The sequence below is a fragment of the Pontibacter sp. E15-1 genome, from assembly GCF_022601975.1.
Lineage (GTDB): Bacteria > Bacteroidota > Bacteroidia > Cytophagales > Hymenobacteraceae > Pontibacter.
The window spans coordinates 1-16198 of the sequence record NZ_JAKVIR010000008.1; the positions used below are offsets into that span (position 1 = coordinate 1).

Below are 16198 nucleotides of genomic sequence, written 5' to 3' on the forward strand. Positions count from 1 at the left end.
TATTTTGGGCGCTGCCGATTGCTCAGTTTAAGATTGTTTAGTTTAGGTATTGGGACTTGCTAAGGAGCGACTAATTAATCAGGCATAAAAACAGCGGCGGCTTTCCTTTTTAGAGAGGAAAGCCGCCGCTGTTTTTATGCTACGGTTTCTGATCTGCGCTGATTACCAGCCGCTGGCCAGCACATCGGCGATGTGCATGGTTTTGATCGGTTTGTTCTGTTTCTGGATATAGGCCTCCAGGTGCATCAGGCAGCTGCTGTCTGTGGAGATGATATAATCCGCACCGGTGGCCATGGCGTTCTCCACTTTCTGCTCGGCCATGGCTGTGGATATGGCCTCAAACTTCACGGCAAAGGTACCGCCGAAGCCGCAGCACGTCTCGTTGTCGGCCATCTCCACCAGTTCAAGCCCGCGCACGTTACCCAATAGCGCACGCGGCCCTTCTTTAATGCCGCACTCCCGCAGCCCGCTGCAGGAGTCGTGGTAGGTATAGCGCCCGTTGAGCGCCGCGCCCTGAATTTCTGTCACGCCCAGCACATCGGTCAGGAACTCGGTGAGCTCATACACCTTCTTTTGCATGGAGCGGTACTTCACCAGGCTCGACGATTTCACGAAAATATCCTGGTATGCGTTCCGGACCATGCCCACGCACGAGGCCGACGGGGCCACAATGTAATGGGAGGTCTCATTGGAGAAGTCGTTCAAAAACTTCGTCGCAACCTCGCGGGCCTCGTCGAAGAAGCCCGCATTAAACGCCGGTTGCCCGCAACAGGTCTGGTTGGCATTGTAGTGTACCTCACACCCTACCTTTTCCAGCACTTTCACCATGTTCATGCCCGTTTCGGGGTAGAGTTGGTCTACAAAGCACGGAATAAAAATATCTACAACTATTCTTCTTGCCATAATCAGGAAAACACAGCGACGGACCGCGCCATTGCGGCGTCGAAGGCTGCTTTATTCAGGTTCAAATTTAAACCATTATTTTCGAAGTAAGCGATCAAATTTTCGGTGGCCATGTTGCCCGTCAGCGCGTCTGCCGCCATCGGGCAGCCGCCATACCCCCGTAGCGCACCGTCAAATCGCTGGCACCCTGCCTTATACGCGGCATCCACCTTTTCTTCCCAGGTACTGGGGGTGGTATGCAGATGCGCCCCAAACTCAATTTCCTGGAAAGCCCCGATCAGATGCTCGAACAGGTAGGTGATGTTCTGCGGATTGGAAACACCCACCGTGTCTGAAAGCGAGATGATGCGCACCTGCAACCGGTGCAGTTTCTCCACAAACGAGATGACGGTTTCCGCGTCCCAGGGGTCGCCGTAGGGGTTGCCAAAGCCCATCGAGATATAGGTTACGAGGGTTTTGCCCTGTCTGTGGCAAATCTCCTGAATCTGGGCCAGGTGCTCCAGGGCCTCGGCGATGGATTTATTGGTGTTGCGCTGCTGGAAGGTCTCGGACACGGATAGCGGAAAGCCCAGGTACTGGATCTGCTCATGCTGGGCGGCCTCCTCGGCACCGCGCACGTTGGCGATAATCGCCAACAGCTTCGACGAGCTGCCTTCCAGTTCCAGGTTCGCGAGCACTTCGGCGGTGTCGCGCATCTGCGGAATCGCCTTCGGTGAGACAAAGCTCCCAAAGTCGAGGGTGTCGAAACCGACTTTCAGCAGTTGGTTGATGTAGTCAATCTTCTGTTCGGTGGGTATAAAGTCGTGGATGCCTTGCATGGCATCGCGGGGACACTCGATTAGTTTCATGGTGTTAAATGTGGTCACAGCTTTTCGGGTATACTCAAAATTCACGTCGCAGCAGGCAGGGCCGCTCCAAAGCTCGCGCTTAACCAAAGGTACAAATTTACCCGGGAGGTGGCCTACTTTGTAACGGCCTTTTGCCACAGCCCACCGACTTGCTTCTCTTACGAGGAATCGGGGGAGATTGTAACGAAACAGCTTGCCAAAACCGCAACAGGATTTTTGCGCACGCCGCTTCTAAAGATTTACAGTTGCCTCGCTTGATCGAGACAGCGCCAGGCCAATTTAAGACGCAAACCCCACGGCATTTTTCTGCGTTTTTAGAGTATGTGTACATAATGCAGCGGACTACCGTATACCCTTTTGCCGATAGCGCTGCCATCTGCCTCATTCTTTCGATGTATGGAATGAGCACTGAAGAGAATCAATAGAACCCTTACCCCTGAACCTATGGAAAATCTAGTAGAGTACCTGGACGAGTCGCTCGTGCCCCTGGAGGAGAAAATCAGAAACTACCTGAGCGTGGAGCACAACATCCGCATGATTGAAGTAGAGCTGCTCTCGCTGCAGAGCATCGCCTCTGACTTTACCCCCGACAGCGACGAATCGGGCCAGCATATGGCAAAAGAGCAGCTGCATGTAAAGCTGAACGACAAGGAAAAACGTATGGGCGTGCTGCTGGAGCAGTATAAAACGCTGCGCCAGGAAGTGATTAACATGCTGCCGGAGCAAAACAAGTTTTTCGAGCTGAACCTTGGGTATGGCCCGAGCATGGTTGGCTATTTCACCGTCGACCACGAAACGCGCCAGCCACTTTCAGAGCCAGTTCTCCGGATCGTGCACTAAATAACATGTCTTGTTTGGTTCGGTCATCCGGATTTAGCGCTTGCCGCAACCAGCTACTCCTTCATCATCAGGTAATCAATGGGTTTACTTATACTGTATTTAAGCATTGCCTTGTTCTTCTCGTTTCTGTGCTCCGTGCTGGAGGCAGTCCTGTTGAGCATCACGCCTTCCTTCATTAGCATTACCGCACAGCGGGACCCCGGACTGGGCAAAGACCTGCAGGGATTTAAAGACAACGTGGACCGGCCCCTGGCCGCCATCCTGACGCTGAACACCTTTGCCCATACCATCGGGGCTGCCGGCGTGGGGGCGCAGGCACAGCGCCTATGGGGAGACGCCTATCTCTCGCTCACTTCCGGCATCCTCACCTTGATTATCCTGATTTTCTCCGAAATCATACCGAAAACAATAGGCGCCAACCACTGGAAACAGCTTGCCCCTTTCTCCATCCGCACAATCAAGGTACTGATTTACTCCCCCCTGTACCCCATTATTCTCTTGTCGCAGTTTATCACGAAGCGGCTGAAAAAGGAAAAGGGGCGCAGCATCCTGAGCCGGGCAGACTTTACGGCGATGGCCGAGATCGGGATCAAGCAGGGCATTTTCCAACAAGGGGAATCGCAGATTATTCGAAACATCCTCCGCTTCAACAATATCATGGTCCGCCATATCATGACGCCCCGCACGGTGGTGGTGAGTGCGCAGGAGGACATGTCGATTATGGAGTTTTTCAGCAGCTTCCCGGATTTGCGCTTTTCCCGAATCCCCGTATTCAAAGAAAACCTCGACGACGTGACGGGCTACGTGCTGAAGGATGAGGTGATGTATGAGATGATCCAGAACCAGGGCCATAAACCACTAAAGTCCATAACCCGACCTATACAGGTGGTGCCCGAACACATGCCTATACCCACCCTGTTTTCGCGGCTGCTGGATCGCAAAGACCAGCTGGCGCTGGTGGTAGACGAGTACGGCGGCACGGCGGGCCTGATCAGCATGGAGGACATCATCGAGACGCTGCTGGGCATGGAAATCATTGATGAAATGGATCAGATTGCCGACCTGCAAACGTGGGCCCGCACCAACTGGGAAAAGAGAGCCAAGCGCCTTGGGTTTCGGATGGAGGAATAGGTATGGCCGCTGCGCCACTTTCATATAAACGCCTCACACGTCAGGATGCTCCAGAGCTTGCCTCCCTGCGGAAACTATATCAGGAGGCCTTCCCGCTGCGGGAGCGCAGAACGTTCGGGCAGGTAGAGCGGCTGCTTGAGCACCCCGGCATGCGCTGTATCGCAGTGATGCAAGGCACATTGTTCGCAGGTTTTTATATCAGCTGGCGCCTTGGGCAGTTCTGTTTTGTAGAGCACTTCGCCATTGTCAGCCATCTGCGCGGGCAAGGCATTGGCCGGCAAGTAGTACAACGCATGCTGCAGGACGAAGCGCTTGGCGTTGTGCTAGAGGTGGAGCTTCCCTACTCCCAGGCTAGCCGCCGGCGCATCCTCTTTTACCAAAGCCTCGGGTTCTCCCCCATTGCCGGACTTACCTACCACCAGCCGCCTTATCGCAGCGGGGAGGCCCCTTTGCCCCTCTGCCTGATGTCGTCCTTTCCTCTCACAGACCCGGCTGAGCAGGACAGGGCGGTCCGCGCGATTCACGAGCAGGTATACGCGCGCTTTATGGTATAGAAACGCCTGAAACTCACTTAACATAGCGTCTGATTTATATTAAAATCAGAAAAAGCCCCGGCTAACTCCTTTGTCCTCCGGGCACAAAAGCTTATCTTGTGCTGCTGATACAGGCCGTTTTTGCTGCCTGCTGCATACCCTAATTTTACCACAGTACATGGCACAGCCCTCCCTCCGGCAAATGGTTCATCCAAACCTGCAGGCGCCGCTCTCGCTTTTCCAACTGCACCAGCAGATACGGGAAGAGCTGGAAGTAGCGTTCCCGGAAAGCTATTGGGTGGTGGCCGAAGTGGCCCAGGTAAATGTGGACCGGCGCAAGGGACACTGCTACCTGACGCTGGTGGACAAGGGAGCCGATGCCCGCCAGATGCTGGCACAGGCACGTGCCACTATTTGGAGTTCGCGGTACCAGATGCTTAGCCGCTACTTTGAGGAAAAGACAGGCCACCCCCTGAAGGCTGGCCTGAAAGTGCTGCTACATACCTCGGTGCGTTTTCATGAGCTCTATGGCCTTAGCCTGGATATCTCGAACATCGACCCCAATTATACCATCGGTGACCTGGCTCGCCAACGGCAGGAAACGCTGAAGCGGCTGGAAGCAGAAGGCCTGCTGGAAGCCAACAAAGCGCTCCCTTTATCGCTGTTGCCCCAACGGCTGGCCGTCATTTCCTCGGCCACGGCAGCAGGCTATCAGGATTTTGTGCATCAGCTGCAGCACAACAGCTTCGGGTATTATTTCGAGATTACCCTTTTTCAGGCCACGGTGCAGGGCAACGAGGCACCTGCCTCGGTCAGAAACGCCCTTGCCCTGGTTGCGAAAGACAGCCACCGGTATGATGCTGTCGTCCTGATCCGCGGGGGCGGGTCACAGACCGACCTGAGCTGCTTCGATGACTATGCCATCGCCGCTGCCATTGGTCGCTCCCCACTGCCGGTGCTCACGGGCATTGGCCACGAGCGCGACGAGAGCGTTTCGGATTTGGTGGCGCACACGCGCCTGAAAACCCCAACGGCTGTGGCCAATTTCCTGACAGACCGCTTCCGTTCGGCAGAGGAGTATACCGAAAGCGTGTACGCCAGCATCCGGCTTCTGTCGGGGCAGCAACTGCAGCAGGCCGATGACGCGCTTGAGCGTAGGAGTCACCGGTTCTCGAACCAAACCAAAGCCTTGTTGCAGGCGGCCAAAGACAGATTGGAGCTGTTGTCGCGGGGGCTGCTCCTGAAGCCAAAGGCTTACCTCGATACCCAAAAGCACCAGATCAGCACCCTCGACAAAGACCTGAGCTCCCAAACCAAAGAACTGCTGCACGAGCGCCAACGCTATTTACAGGAACTGACGGGATGCGTGGAAGGAAAAAGCCAGCGCTACCTGCACATGAAAGCGCATGAGCTCAACACCTTGGTACACTGTGTCGAGACGGAGGCTAAAGACAGCCTGCAGCGGAAACAGCTCCTGTTTAGCAAATGTAGCGACAAGGTAGGGTATGAAACCCAGAAGAAGATGCAGCATGAGCACCATCGGTTAAAGCTGCTTGAAATGAGCATTGAGGCCAACAACCCTGAACGGCTGCTGCTGCGGGGGTATACGCTTACACTGGTCAATGGGCAGATCACGAAAAGCATTAAGGAAATTAAGGAGGGAGACGTTATTGAGACGAAAATGCAGGACGGAACGCTCCACAGTATGGTTGTAAATATTGACGAAGATGACAGATAAGGATTTAAAAAGCTTAACCTACCGAGAGGCCACACAGGAGCTGGAGGAAATACTGCGCGCAATAGAGAATGATTCAGTGGATGTGGACGAACTGACCCAAAAGGTGCAGCGCTCTTCCCAACTCATCAAACTCTGCAAAGAAAAGCTGCGCAACGCCGAAAAAGCGATTGATCAAGTGTTTAACGAGGAAAACTGTGAGCAACCCGCCACAAAGGCACCCGGCGGCGGACCGGACAAATCCGCCAATGGCTCTCTTTTTTAAATTCGCTTAAAACTCTATAACAAGAAGGCCCCCTGTATCGGATACAGGGGGCCTTCTTGTTATAGTGCCAAAGCAATTGATCAACCGGTCATCAGGGCACCGGGAGATTGCTCCTGCCGCCTCGACTGCACTAGTCTGGAAAGCGTCTGGCGGGCATCCTCGCAGGTATCCACATGGTATTTTGCAACCGAGTGAGAGTTACCTACCTTGATGGTATACGCCTCGCGCGGCATGGCTTTAAAGATTTCCTCATCGCCCCAGTCGTCGCCAATGGCCATCACGAACTTATGCGGAAACTTGGTGAGCCAGTAACTGGAGGCCTTTCCTTTGTTTATTTCCTGCGCCTTTATCTCGACAGCCATTTGGCCGTCCAGCACTTGCAGGTTGCTGTTGGAGGCAATGAAGTTAAGATGGTTCACCAATTCCCGGGCACGCATCTCGCCAAGGCCAGTCTCTACGCGGCGGTAATGCCATACAAGGGAGTATTCCTTTTCCTCGATAAAGGAAGCTGGGGTACGGTCTACGTACAGGTCCAGAATCAGGCGAATGTCTTTCTTCCAGTCATCCATCAGGCTGAGCATGGTTTGCCATCCGGTGCCCCGCTGCTTAATCCATACCCCGTGCTCCGCGATGATGTCTATGTTCAGGTGGCCAAGCCAATCCTGCATGGTTACTTTCTCACGGCTGCTCACCACAACCACCCTGTTTTTAGAGTTACTACTAAGCCTTTCGAGTAAGTCCATCAGCTCGTCATCCGGGCGGGCCATCAAGGGACGGTTGCGGTAATCTACCAAAGCCCCGTCATACTCCAGGAAAAACAAACGCGAACTCGCCGAGTCGTAGGCATCGTTCATCTCCATGATCGTCGCCTCGTCCAGGTATGAGGTAGCCAGCGACATTTGCTTGATCTTGACGTAGGACAGCCGGTCCATGAACATGCTCACCCAATGGTGGATGTTGTAGCGCTGCAGCGACTCCTGCATGTTGGTCATGTGGGCGATCTGCTCTTCTTCCGGCATCGTCAATGCCGAGTAAATGGCCTTCACCATTTGGTTAATGTCGTTCGGGTTGATGAGCAGCGCATCGGAGAGCTCTTTCGAGGCTCCCGCCATCTCGCTCAGAATCAGAACACCTTTTTTATCCAGCTTGCTGGCGATGTACTCTTTACACACGAGGTTCATACCATCGCGCATTGGCGTCACGAGCGCTACATCGGCCATGCGATAGAAGGCAGAAAGCGTTTCGAGAGGGTATGAGCGATAGAAATACTGGATTGGGTTCCAGCTGATACGGCTGTACTTACCGTTTATGCGGCCTACCAGTTCATCAACTTCTTCTTTCAGTTCTTTGTATTTTTCCACGGCGTCGCGGCTCGGCACCACGAGCATCAGCAGGGTTACCCGCTCATGAAAATCCGGATACTCCTCCAGAAACTGCTCAAATGCCTTCAGGCGCTGGGCAATGCCTTTCGAGTAGTCCAGCCTGTCGATAGAGAGTATAACCTTTTCTGCATTGAGGTTTCCCCTGTAAATCTTCTCGCGCTTCACCACCTCTTCGAGGGCAGCCGTCTGGCTGTATTTTTCGTAATCAATCCCCATCGGGAAAGAGTCGACGAGTAGGGAGCGGGTGTTGGTGTTGATCCAGCCATGCATGCTGCCATACCCTACCAGCCTGTTGACAGAGCTGAGGAAGTGGCGCATGTCGTCGTAGGTATGGAAGCCCACCAGGTCAGAGCCCAGCATACCCTCCAAAAGCTCTTTTCGCCATGGCAACAGCCGGAAGACTTCGTAAGACGGGAACGGGATATGCTGAAAGAACCCAATCGTGCTGTTTGGCAGTTTCTCGCGCAGCATGGAGGGCAACAGCAGCAGTTGGTAATCATGAACCCATATGGTGTCGTCAGGCCCCGCCTGCTCTACCACTGCCTCGCAATATTTCTGGTTTACCTCCACATACGTTTCCCAGAGTTGCTGGTCATACTCGGCATACTGGCTGAAATAATGGAAGGTGGGCCAAAGCGTCTCATTGCTGAACCCCTCGTAAAACTCTTTGATTTCGGTCTCTGTCAGGAAAACGGGTTGCATGCTCTCCGGACGGAGATCCTGTCGGATGCGCTGTTGCGTTATAGGGTCGTCGACAACCAGGCCCGGCCATCCAATCCAAAGGTTATCCCCTTTTTTGTAGATAGACCCTAGCCCCGTTGCCAGTCCGCCCTCACTCGTTTTGTACTCTAGCTCGCCCTCCTTCTCTTGCAGTTTTACAGGAAGCCTGTTCGATACAATGATCAGTTTTGCCATGTGTTATGGTTTTTTATTGAAGCTGTTTTTCAATAGCGCTTGGGGTGATACACCGTTACCTACTGAGCCCATCTTTCGCCTAAAATTTTATGATTAGATTGGATGCAATTACTTACTTACTCATACGCTAAAACCCGTATTAGCGTTTAGGTTATATATAAAAATCTCTATAACAAGATCATATCCCGAAACACTGGCTTTGTAATGATTGCACAAAACCAAGATTAGCATATTCTAATAAAGTCGGTATACGGCCCAATATTTACCGTACGCTTTGCTACCAGCTATTAAGTTTAGCAGAATTTTCATAGAATCCAAATAGAAAAGAGATTTGATTACGTGCGCCAAGGCTGTTATTTCACCTTTTGGCTTGCCGTGATAGGTGTCGCAGAGCAAGCCGGTCTGCCGGTAAAGCACGTTGGATTCCGGCTGACGCGCACCTCCAATAATGCCGATAAGCCATTTCTGTTGCCGCCGCTCACAGAGCAAATGAGTCTGCCACTCACCTTGTTCATACCGGTGCGGGCCGACCTGGTGCTGCTGCCTGTGTCAGCACTCACTGAGGGCCAAAGGCACCCGATCCGGCGCATCAGTGACTTACCCGACCAGCGTCTATCTACCGGCGGGGCCGCAGCCTGTTTTCAAGCCGCCTATCCGTTTGGGACGATACGCTGGCGGTGGAAGAAAGCGGTTGTATGGAGAAAGTGTCGATGCTCGATAGGGTGTTGTGGCTCTGGGATAACCGATGCTTTCTTCTGCCGTTATACTACTTCACCGAGAAACCCTTTCAGAACCAGAGGCGCATCGGGTCTGCTTTTCTTGCCACGCTATACCTACACTCGGATTATACCGTGCCGTTAGTATCGGTTTGCCAGGAGCTTTTCTACATCCTGGCTTGCACGAACTTGGTGTGCGGTCATGTGGCAGGGCTATAAGTCACCGGCTCAAATGTGTTGACCATGCTTAAGAACTGCGTAGCTTTACTGATAACTTTTGCACCACCCAACAACGCGCACTGTGCTGGCAGGTAATCCGCTGCTATCTTGGGACAAAGGTTACTGGTGTATAATTCCGGGCCGGGCTGGCCCTTCACTTTCAAACCCTAATTGCATGCAATTTTTAGATGGCGTAGATCCCGGTATTACGGAATGGGTGATCATCCCTTCCCTAATTTTCCTGGCCAGAATCTGCGATGTGACACTGGGAACCCTGCGTATCGTGTACATTTCCAAAGGTGACAAGACGGTAGCGCCCATGCTTGGTTTTGTGGAGGTACTCATCTGGCTGATTGCCATCACGCAGGTAATGGAAAACCTGGGCAATGTGGCCTCATACCTTGCCTGGGCAGGAGGCTTTGCCACGGGCAACTTTCTGGGGCTGCGCATCGAGCAGAAACTGGCCTTGGGCCAGGTCGTGGTGCGCGTGATCACGGTAGAGCCTGCCGGAAAACTGATTGAGGAACTCAAGAAGAGCGGCTACCGACTGACGTTCGTGGATGCCCACGGCACCAGAGGCAAGGTAAACCTACTGTTCATGGTCGTGAAACGCCGGAAGTTGGACGCGGTAGTATCCATTATCAGGAGCTTCAACCCTCATGCCTTTTATTCTATCGAGGATGTGCGCTCTGTTTCTTCTCTGGAGCCTGAAATTGCCCCAGACACCGCAAAAGGCGACAGGAGCCTGCGCAAACTCTTCCCTATCAGGAAAGGGAAATGAATTTTCATATCAGCCACTGCTTCAGCATCTGCTCACTAAGGCCTTTAAAGGTATAAGCTAAGCTGGAGACGTAAGTAAGTATAAAAGCCAAACGGCAGGCCTGAAGTGGCCTGCCGTTTGGCTTTTAAATGATGCACTTTAAAACTTATCCCTTCACAGACTTTAAGTAGATCACCGACAATGGCGGTAGTTTTAATGTGATGGTTTGCTCGCGTCCGTGCGATAGCTCAGCTTTGGACGATATGATATCGTCATTGTGCTGGTCGCTGCCACCATAGCGCTTGTCATCAGAATTGAACACCTGTTTCCACTGTCCGGCTGTCGGCACGCCAATACTGTAATGCTCGTGCATGGCAGGGGTAAAGTTACAGACTACCAATAGCGTATCCTCAGGATTATCGGATTTGCGCACAAAGCTGATCACGCTGTTGTGAGCATCGTTGTAATCGATCCACTCAAAGCCGCGGTCATCAAAGCTATACTTGTACAAGGCCGGCTCCTGTTTGTAAATAGCGTTCAGCTCCCGGATCTCATCCTGGATTCCCTGATGAAATCCATACTGAAGCAAGTGCCAATCCAGGCTGCTGTCGTGGTTCCATTCGCTGCTCTGGCCGATCTCGGCTCCCATAAACAGCAGCTTGGCTCCCGGGTGGGCATACATGTAAGCATACATCGTACGGAGGTTTGCAAAGCGCTGCCACTCATCGCCCGGCATTTTCTGCAGAAGTGCTCCTTTGCCGTGCACCACTTCGTCATGGGACAGTGGGAGCATGAACTTCTCCGAGAACGCATACATCATACTGAAGGTAATTTCCCCCTGATGGTGGCGGCGGTAGATGGAGTCTTTGGAGAAATAGTCCAGCGTGTCGTGCATCCAGCCCATCATCCACTTCATGTCGAAGCCTAGGCCTCCGTGCTCCACAGGCGTCGTCACACCAGGCCAGGCCGTGGACTCTTCCGCGATGGTTTTCACATCCGGGAAGCGCTCGCGCACCGCGTGGTTGAAGTCCTTCAGCAGAGAGATGGCCTCCAGGTTCTCGCGTCCCCCATGCTCGTTCGGAATCCACTCGCCTTCCTTGCGGCTATAGTCGAGGTATAGCATCGAGGCCACGGCGTCTACGCGCAACCCATCCGCGTGGTACTTGTCCAGCCAGAACAGCGCGTTGCTGATCAGGAAGGAACGGACTTCGTTGCGGCCATAATTAAAGATATAGCTGTTCCAGTCCGGGTGATACCCCTTGCGCGGGTCGGCGTGCTCGAACAGGTGCGTGCCGTCGAAATAGGCCAGACCATGCTCATCAGAGGGGAAATGCGATGGCACCCAGTCCAGGATTACACCAATGTTATGCTGGTGCAGGGCGTCAATCAGGTGCATCAGGTCCTGCGGAGAGCCGAAAGAACTGGCTGGCGCGAAGTAACCCGTGACCTGATATCCCCAGGAGCCGGCAAAAGGGTGGAACATGATCGGCATCAGCTCTACGTGCGTAAAGCCCATTTGCTGCACATACGCAGGGAGTTCCTCGGCCAGCTCGCGGTATGTAAGCGACCGGTTGCTGTCCTCCATCTTGCGGCGCCAGGAGCCCAGGTGCAACTCATACACACTGTAAGGCTGCGCGGCATCCTTTTGGGCGTTGCGCTGCTCCATCCACTGTGCGTCCTGCCACTCATACTTGAGGTCCGAAACCACGGAGGCCGTTTGGGGCGGCGACTCGCGGCAAAACGCGAACGGGTCGCTCTTTTCTACATGGAACAGATGGTAGCGTGATTTGATATGGTACTTGTAGAGCATGCCCGGTGCCATGTTGGGCACAAAGCCCTCCCAAATACCGGATCCATCCTCGCGCGCGTGCAACTGGTGGCTCTCGCGGTTCCATTCGTTGAAATCGCCCATCACAGACACCTGCTCGGCATTTGGGGCCCATACCGCAAAGGATGTCCCGGTTTTGCCGGCATACTCCATATAGTGCGAACCCAGCTTCTCATACAGGGTAAAGTGCCTGCCTTCTTTAAACAGGTAAATGTCAAAGTCGGTCAGCCTGCTGGCAGGATAAACTGCCCGTTCGGTATCCTGTGCCTGTTGCAAGCCAGTGCCTGCCAGTTCTTGTTCGTTCGTTTCAGTCTGCACGATTGTCGTTACTTTGGTACGCCCCCTGGGCTTGATCACGATTTGCTCCTGCACGATATCATTGGATGCCACAGGCACCACGATCCCGGCAGCCGGAGTTTCCTCTTTGGCCTTGCGCCCACGCTTTTTAGGCGCAGGTGCCGCATCTTCGGTTGCTGCTTTCTTTGTTCGACCACGCTTGGCAGGCGCTTTGGCCTCCCCTCCCTCACCTGAAGTGTCGCTGGTGATGGGGGCGCCCATTTCGGCTGCCAAAGAATCTGTTTTCTTTTTTCTTCCTCGCTTCTCAGCGGCTTTAGGCGTCTCGCCTCCAACCGGGGAGTCGGGGGAGGCACTGCCCGCCGCCTTTCTCCCGCGCTTTGGAGTCGTCGCTTTTTTGGTTGTGTCCTGGTCAGTGCCTGACAGGCCGCTTGTTTGCGTTATATCGGTGGTCTCGGTGGTTGTGCTTTCTTTTTTCTTAGCCATTCTTATACTTTTTCATTATGTATTTGATGCCTCTGATGGGGATGAGCACCCAATCCGGACGATTATTCAATTCATATCCGAGTTCGTAGATCGCCTTCTCTAAAAGGAAGGTATGGATCAGAATCTCGAAATCCTCTTCTTTAGCAGGCACAATACCGGAGTTTTTGGTTTTGCTCAGGTAGTTGTGCATAAAGAAGCCACTGGCGTATTGATACCACTGCTCGGCCCATGCCTCCAGGTACTCTACATCCTCGCGGCGCAGGCCTTCTTGGTGGAAAAGGGCGCTGTAGGCAGCGTAATGGAAGGAGCGGATCATACCGGCCACATCGCGCAGGGCAGAGCGCTTGAGACGACGCTCACTGAACGAGCGGGCTGGCTCGCCCTCAAAGTCAATGATATAGAAGTCTTTACCGGTAAAGAGCACCTGGCCCAGGTGGTAGTCTCCGTGCGTTCTGATTTTAAGGGTGTCTATTTTGTGCGAGAAGATCATCTTCAGGCGCTCCAGCACCTGCTCGCGCATCTCCAGCACCTCTTTTGCCTCAGCCCGCACGTTTTCCGGCAGGTTTGGCAAATGTTTCTGCAGGCTGTCGAAGTTGCTGCGCACCAGCGAGGTGAGCGACGAGTACAGCGAGCGCTGGTAGTGCAGCGAGAACTCCTCGGGCACAAAGTCTTTGTGGTTGGTGATGCTGCCCAGCGCCAGGTGCATCTCTGCGGTGCGCTGGCCAAGCAGCTCCACGCGCTCCACGTGTGCGCCGCCGATCTGCATCTGCATCTCCTCCGGAATCTCGGTGAAGGCCTTAGGCCGGGCGAGCGATCCCGTCGGTTGCTTGATCTTCATCCGCTCCGGCTGCGTCAGCACGCGCTCATACATGCGTTTCAGCGAGTCACCGAAATAGCTCCAGGCGTCGCCCTGGTTCGGCACCAGTTCCTGCAGCATCACGAGCACCATCGGCTGCTGCCCCGGCTCATGCTGCTCCAGCGCCCCCAGGAAGCGCGGCACGTTGGCAAACCCGACGCCTTCGCTCAGCATCTGCACCACTTCCACATCCGGGTTCATGGTCCTGTCCAGTTTGCGGTATACCTTCAGGAACAAGGAATTGTCGAAGATGATGGAGGTGTTGCTTTGCTCTGCAGCCAGGATTTTTGAGGTGAGCGGTGCCTCTGCGTTGCGCAGGTCCGCGGCCAGAGTACGGTTGCTGTGCCCTACCAACTCGCCCTTGCCGTGGCGCACACGCTTTTTCTTCAGCATCAGCTGCAGCAGCGACTGCCGGAATTCCTCGCTGTAAATCGCATCGTACAGCACGCCCTCTTTGCCATCCATCACCACACGGGCGATGATGCTGGCAGGTGAATGGTCGCGCAGTTCCTGCTCCTGCTCGCCCGTCGCGAAGCTGATCGGCAGTTGGTACATCTCGGGCAGGCCCTCGTTGTAGCTCACCTCGATAAAGAGCAGCGAGGCTCCGACTTTGGCCAGCGGCAGCGGCATGTTGTTCACTACCTGCATGCGCTGCACGGTACGGGCCTTTCCGCCAAACCAGCGGCGTTGGAAAATATAGCCTGGCAGCACCCGCGCCTCCAGTTCTTTCAGCACTTTGCTGTCCAGCGCCGCTTTCAAAGATCCCATTTGCAGGGCTTTGCGCTGCCCGTTATCTTCATGGGATACCTCCTGTGGCTGCAGTTCCATCCAGTAGTAGCCGTGGCCGCCCATGGTAAACAGGTATGGCTCCTCTTTCACGTTCGGGAACTTGTTCTTGCTGAACACCTCCACCGGGGTATAGCCCTTGTACTCATGCAAGTCAAGCTCCACTGCCTCCGGGAAGCGCGACAGGTTGGCGATGACCAGAATGGTCTCGTTCTCATACTGCCGTATAAACGCCAGCACTTTGGAGTTCGTCGGAGACAGGAAGGAGATCGTGCCGCGGCCAAACGCCTTGTAGCGCTTGCGCATGTTAATGATGCGGCGCATCCACCAGAGCAGCGAGTTGCTGTTGTGGTTCTGCGTCTCCACGTTGATCGACTCATACTTATACTCCGGGTCGATGATCACGGGCAGGTACAGGCGCTGCGGGTTGGCGCTGGAGAAGCCGGCGTTGCGGTCTTCGTTCCACTGCATCGGCGTGCGCACGCCGTCGCGGTCACCGAGGTAGTAGTTGTCGCCCATCCCGATCTCATCGCCATAGTATACCACCGGTGTGCCGCGCATCGAAAAGAGGAGCACGTTCATGAGCTCTATTTTGGCGCGATCGTTATTCAGCAGCGGGGCCAGGCGGTGGCGGATACCAAGGTTGATGCGCGCCATCGGGTCTTTGGTGTACACCTTGTACATGTAGTCGCGCTCCTCGTCAGTCACCATCTCCAGCGTCAGCTCATCGTGGTTACGCAGGAACATGGCCCACTGGCAGCTCTCCGGTATGGGCGGTGTCTGGTTAAAGATGTCGATGATGGGGTACCGGTCCTCCATCTTCACCGACATGAACAGGCGCGGCATGATGGGGAAGTGGTAGTTCATGTGGCACTCGTCGCCGTCGCCAAAATACGAGGCGGAGTCTTCGGGCCACATGTTGGCTTCGGCCAGCAGCAGCTTGCCCTGGTGCTTGCTGTCTACGTGCGCGCGCAGTTTCTTCAGGAAGTCGTGTGTCTCGGGCAGGTTCTCGCTGTTGGTGCCCTCGCGCTCAAACAGGTATGGCACGGCATCCAGACGGAAGCCATCCACCCCAAGGTCGAACCAGTAGTCCAGCACCTTGAACACCTCTTTCTGCACATCCGGGTTGTCATAGTTCAGGTCGGGCTGGTGCGAGAAGAAGCGGTGCCAGTAGTATTGCTGCGCCACCGGGTCCCAGGCCCAGTTAGAGGGCTCATAGTCTGTGAAGATGATCCGCACGTCCTTGTACTTGGTGGGGTCGTCGCTCCATACATAGAAATCCCTGTACTTGGATCCCTTTTTGGCAGTTCGGGCGCGTTGGAACCAAGGGTGCTGGTCGGAGGTATGGTTGATCACCAGCTCGGTGATTACTTTGAGGCCGCGGCGGTGCGCCTCTTTCACGAAAAGCTTAAAATCCTGCATGTTGCCATACGAGGGGTTGATGCTGTAGTAATCGGCAATATCATACCCATCGTCGCGGAGGGGGGAAGGGTAAAAAGGGAGCAGCCAGATGGCGGTTACGCCCAGGTCTTCCAGGTAATCCAGCTTTTGCATCAGGCCTTTAAAGTCGCCTATGCCGTCGCCGTTACCATCCGCGAATGCCTTGATGTGCAGCTCATAGATAATGGCATCTTTGTACCAATGGATATTATCGTCTAACAGGATTTTTTCGTCTGCCATAAATTTTGGTCAAAAGGATTC

At 54.2% G+C, this 16198-nt stretch carries 11 protein-coding genes; 6 read left to right on the plus strand and 5 right to left on the minus strand.

All coding sequences use genetic code 11. The features are described 5' to 3' along the window. Nucleotides 1–162: 162 nt before the first annotated feature. Both MKJ04_RS06780 and MKJ04_RS06785 read right to left on the minus strand, forming a co-directional pair. Complete coding sequence (locus MKJ04_RS06780) at nucleotides 163–903, minus strand: (Fe-S)-binding protein (protein WP_241640652.1); 741 nt, start codon at nucleotides 901–903, stop codon at nucleotides 163–165. Nucleotides 904–905: 2 nt separating this feature from the next. Next, complete coding sequence (locus tag MKJ04_RS06785; protein WP_241640654.1) at nucleotides 906–1751, minus strand: hydroxymethylglutaryl-CoA lyase; 846 nt, start codon at nucleotides 1749–1751, stop codon at nucleotides 906–908. A gap of 444 nt (nucleotides 1752–2195) precedes the next feature. On the opposite strand from MKJ04_RS06785, the gene MKJ04_RS06790 reads away from it, so the two are divergent. From MKJ04_RS06790 to xseB, 5 genes are all read left to right on the plus strand, one after another. Beyond that, complete coding sequence (locus MKJ04_RS06790) at nucleotides 2196–2591, plus strand: hypothetical protein (RefSeq protein ID WP_241640655.1); 396 nt, start codon at nucleotides 2196–2198, stop codon at nucleotides 2589–2591. Between the two features lie 78 nt (nucleotides 2592–2669). Further along, complete coding sequence (locus MKJ04_RS06795) at nucleotides 2670–3722, plus strand: CNNM domain-containing protein (RefSeq protein ID WP_241640663.1); 1053 nt, start codon at nucleotides 2670–2672, stop codon at nucleotides 3720–3722. A 2-nt stretch (nucleotides 3723–3724) separates the two neighbouring features. After that, nucleotides 3725–4276: a GNAT family N-acetyltransferase gene (locus MKJ04_RS06800; RefSeq protein WP_241640665.1), complete on the plus strand. Its 552-nt coding sequence runs from the start codon at nucleotides 3725–3727 to the stop codon at nucleotides 4274–4276. Between the two features lie 157 nt (nucleotides 4277–4433). Continuing rightward, entirely contained in the window at nucleotides 4434–5993 is a 1560-nt protein-coding gene (gene xseA, locus MKJ04_RS06805) for an exodeoxyribonuclease VII large subunit (protein ID WP_241640669.1), read from the plus strand. Next, nucleotides 5983–6255 carry an exodeoxyribonuclease VII small subunit gene (gene xseB / locus MKJ04_RS06810; RefSeq protein WP_241640678.1) on the plus strand — a complete coding sequence of 91 codons (273 nt, stop codon included), beginning with the start codon at nucleotides 5983–5985 and terminating at the stop codon, nucleotides 6253–6255. The genes xseA and xseB overlap by 11 nt, the downstream gene beginning before the upstream one ends. Nucleotides 6256–6335: 80 nt before the next feature. On the opposite strand, the gene MKJ04_RS06815 is transcribed toward xseB, so the two are convergent. Further along, nucleotides 6336–8552 (minus strand): bifunctional alpha,alpha-trehalose-phosphate synthase (UDP-forming)/trehalose-phosphatase, encoded by a 2217-nt coding sequence (locus MKJ04_RS06815; protein WP_241640690.1) that lies wholly within the window; start codon nucleotides 8550–8552, stop codon nucleotides 6336–6338. 1110 nt (nucleotides 8553–9662) lie between these two features. On the opposite strand from MKJ04_RS06815, the gene MKJ04_RS06820 reads away from it, so the two are divergent. Beyond that, the gene (locus MKJ04_RS06820) at nucleotides 9663–10268 is read left to right on the plus strand and encodes a DUF2179 domain-containing protein (protein ID WP_241640693.1); all 606 of its coding nucleotides are present in this window, start codon (nucleotides 9663–9665) and stop codon (nucleotides 10266–10268) included. A 145-nt stretch (nucleotides 10269–10413) separates the two neighbouring features. Here MKJ04_RS06820 and glgB read toward each other — a convergent pair whose 3' ends face one another. Both glgB and treS read right to left on the minus strand, forming a co-directional pair. Further along, the gene (glgB, locus tag MKJ04_RS06825) at nucleotides 10414–12855 is read right to left on the minus strand and encodes a 1,4-alpha-glucan branching protein GlgB (RefSeq protein ID WP_317246708.1); all 2442 of its coding nucleotides are present in this window, start codon (nucleotides 12853–12855) and stop codon (nucleotides 10414–10416) included. Beyond that, nucleotides 12848–16177 carry a maltose alpha-D-glucosyltransferase gene (gene treS / locus MKJ04_RS06830; protein WP_241640705.1) on the minus strand — a complete coding sequence of 1110 codons (3330 nt, stop codon included), beginning with the start codon at nucleotides 16175–16177 and terminating at the stop codon, nucleotides 12848–12850. The genes glgB and treS overlap by 8 nt, the downstream gene beginning before the upstream one ends. Between the last annotated feature and the right edge of the window lie 21 nt (nucleotides 16178–16198).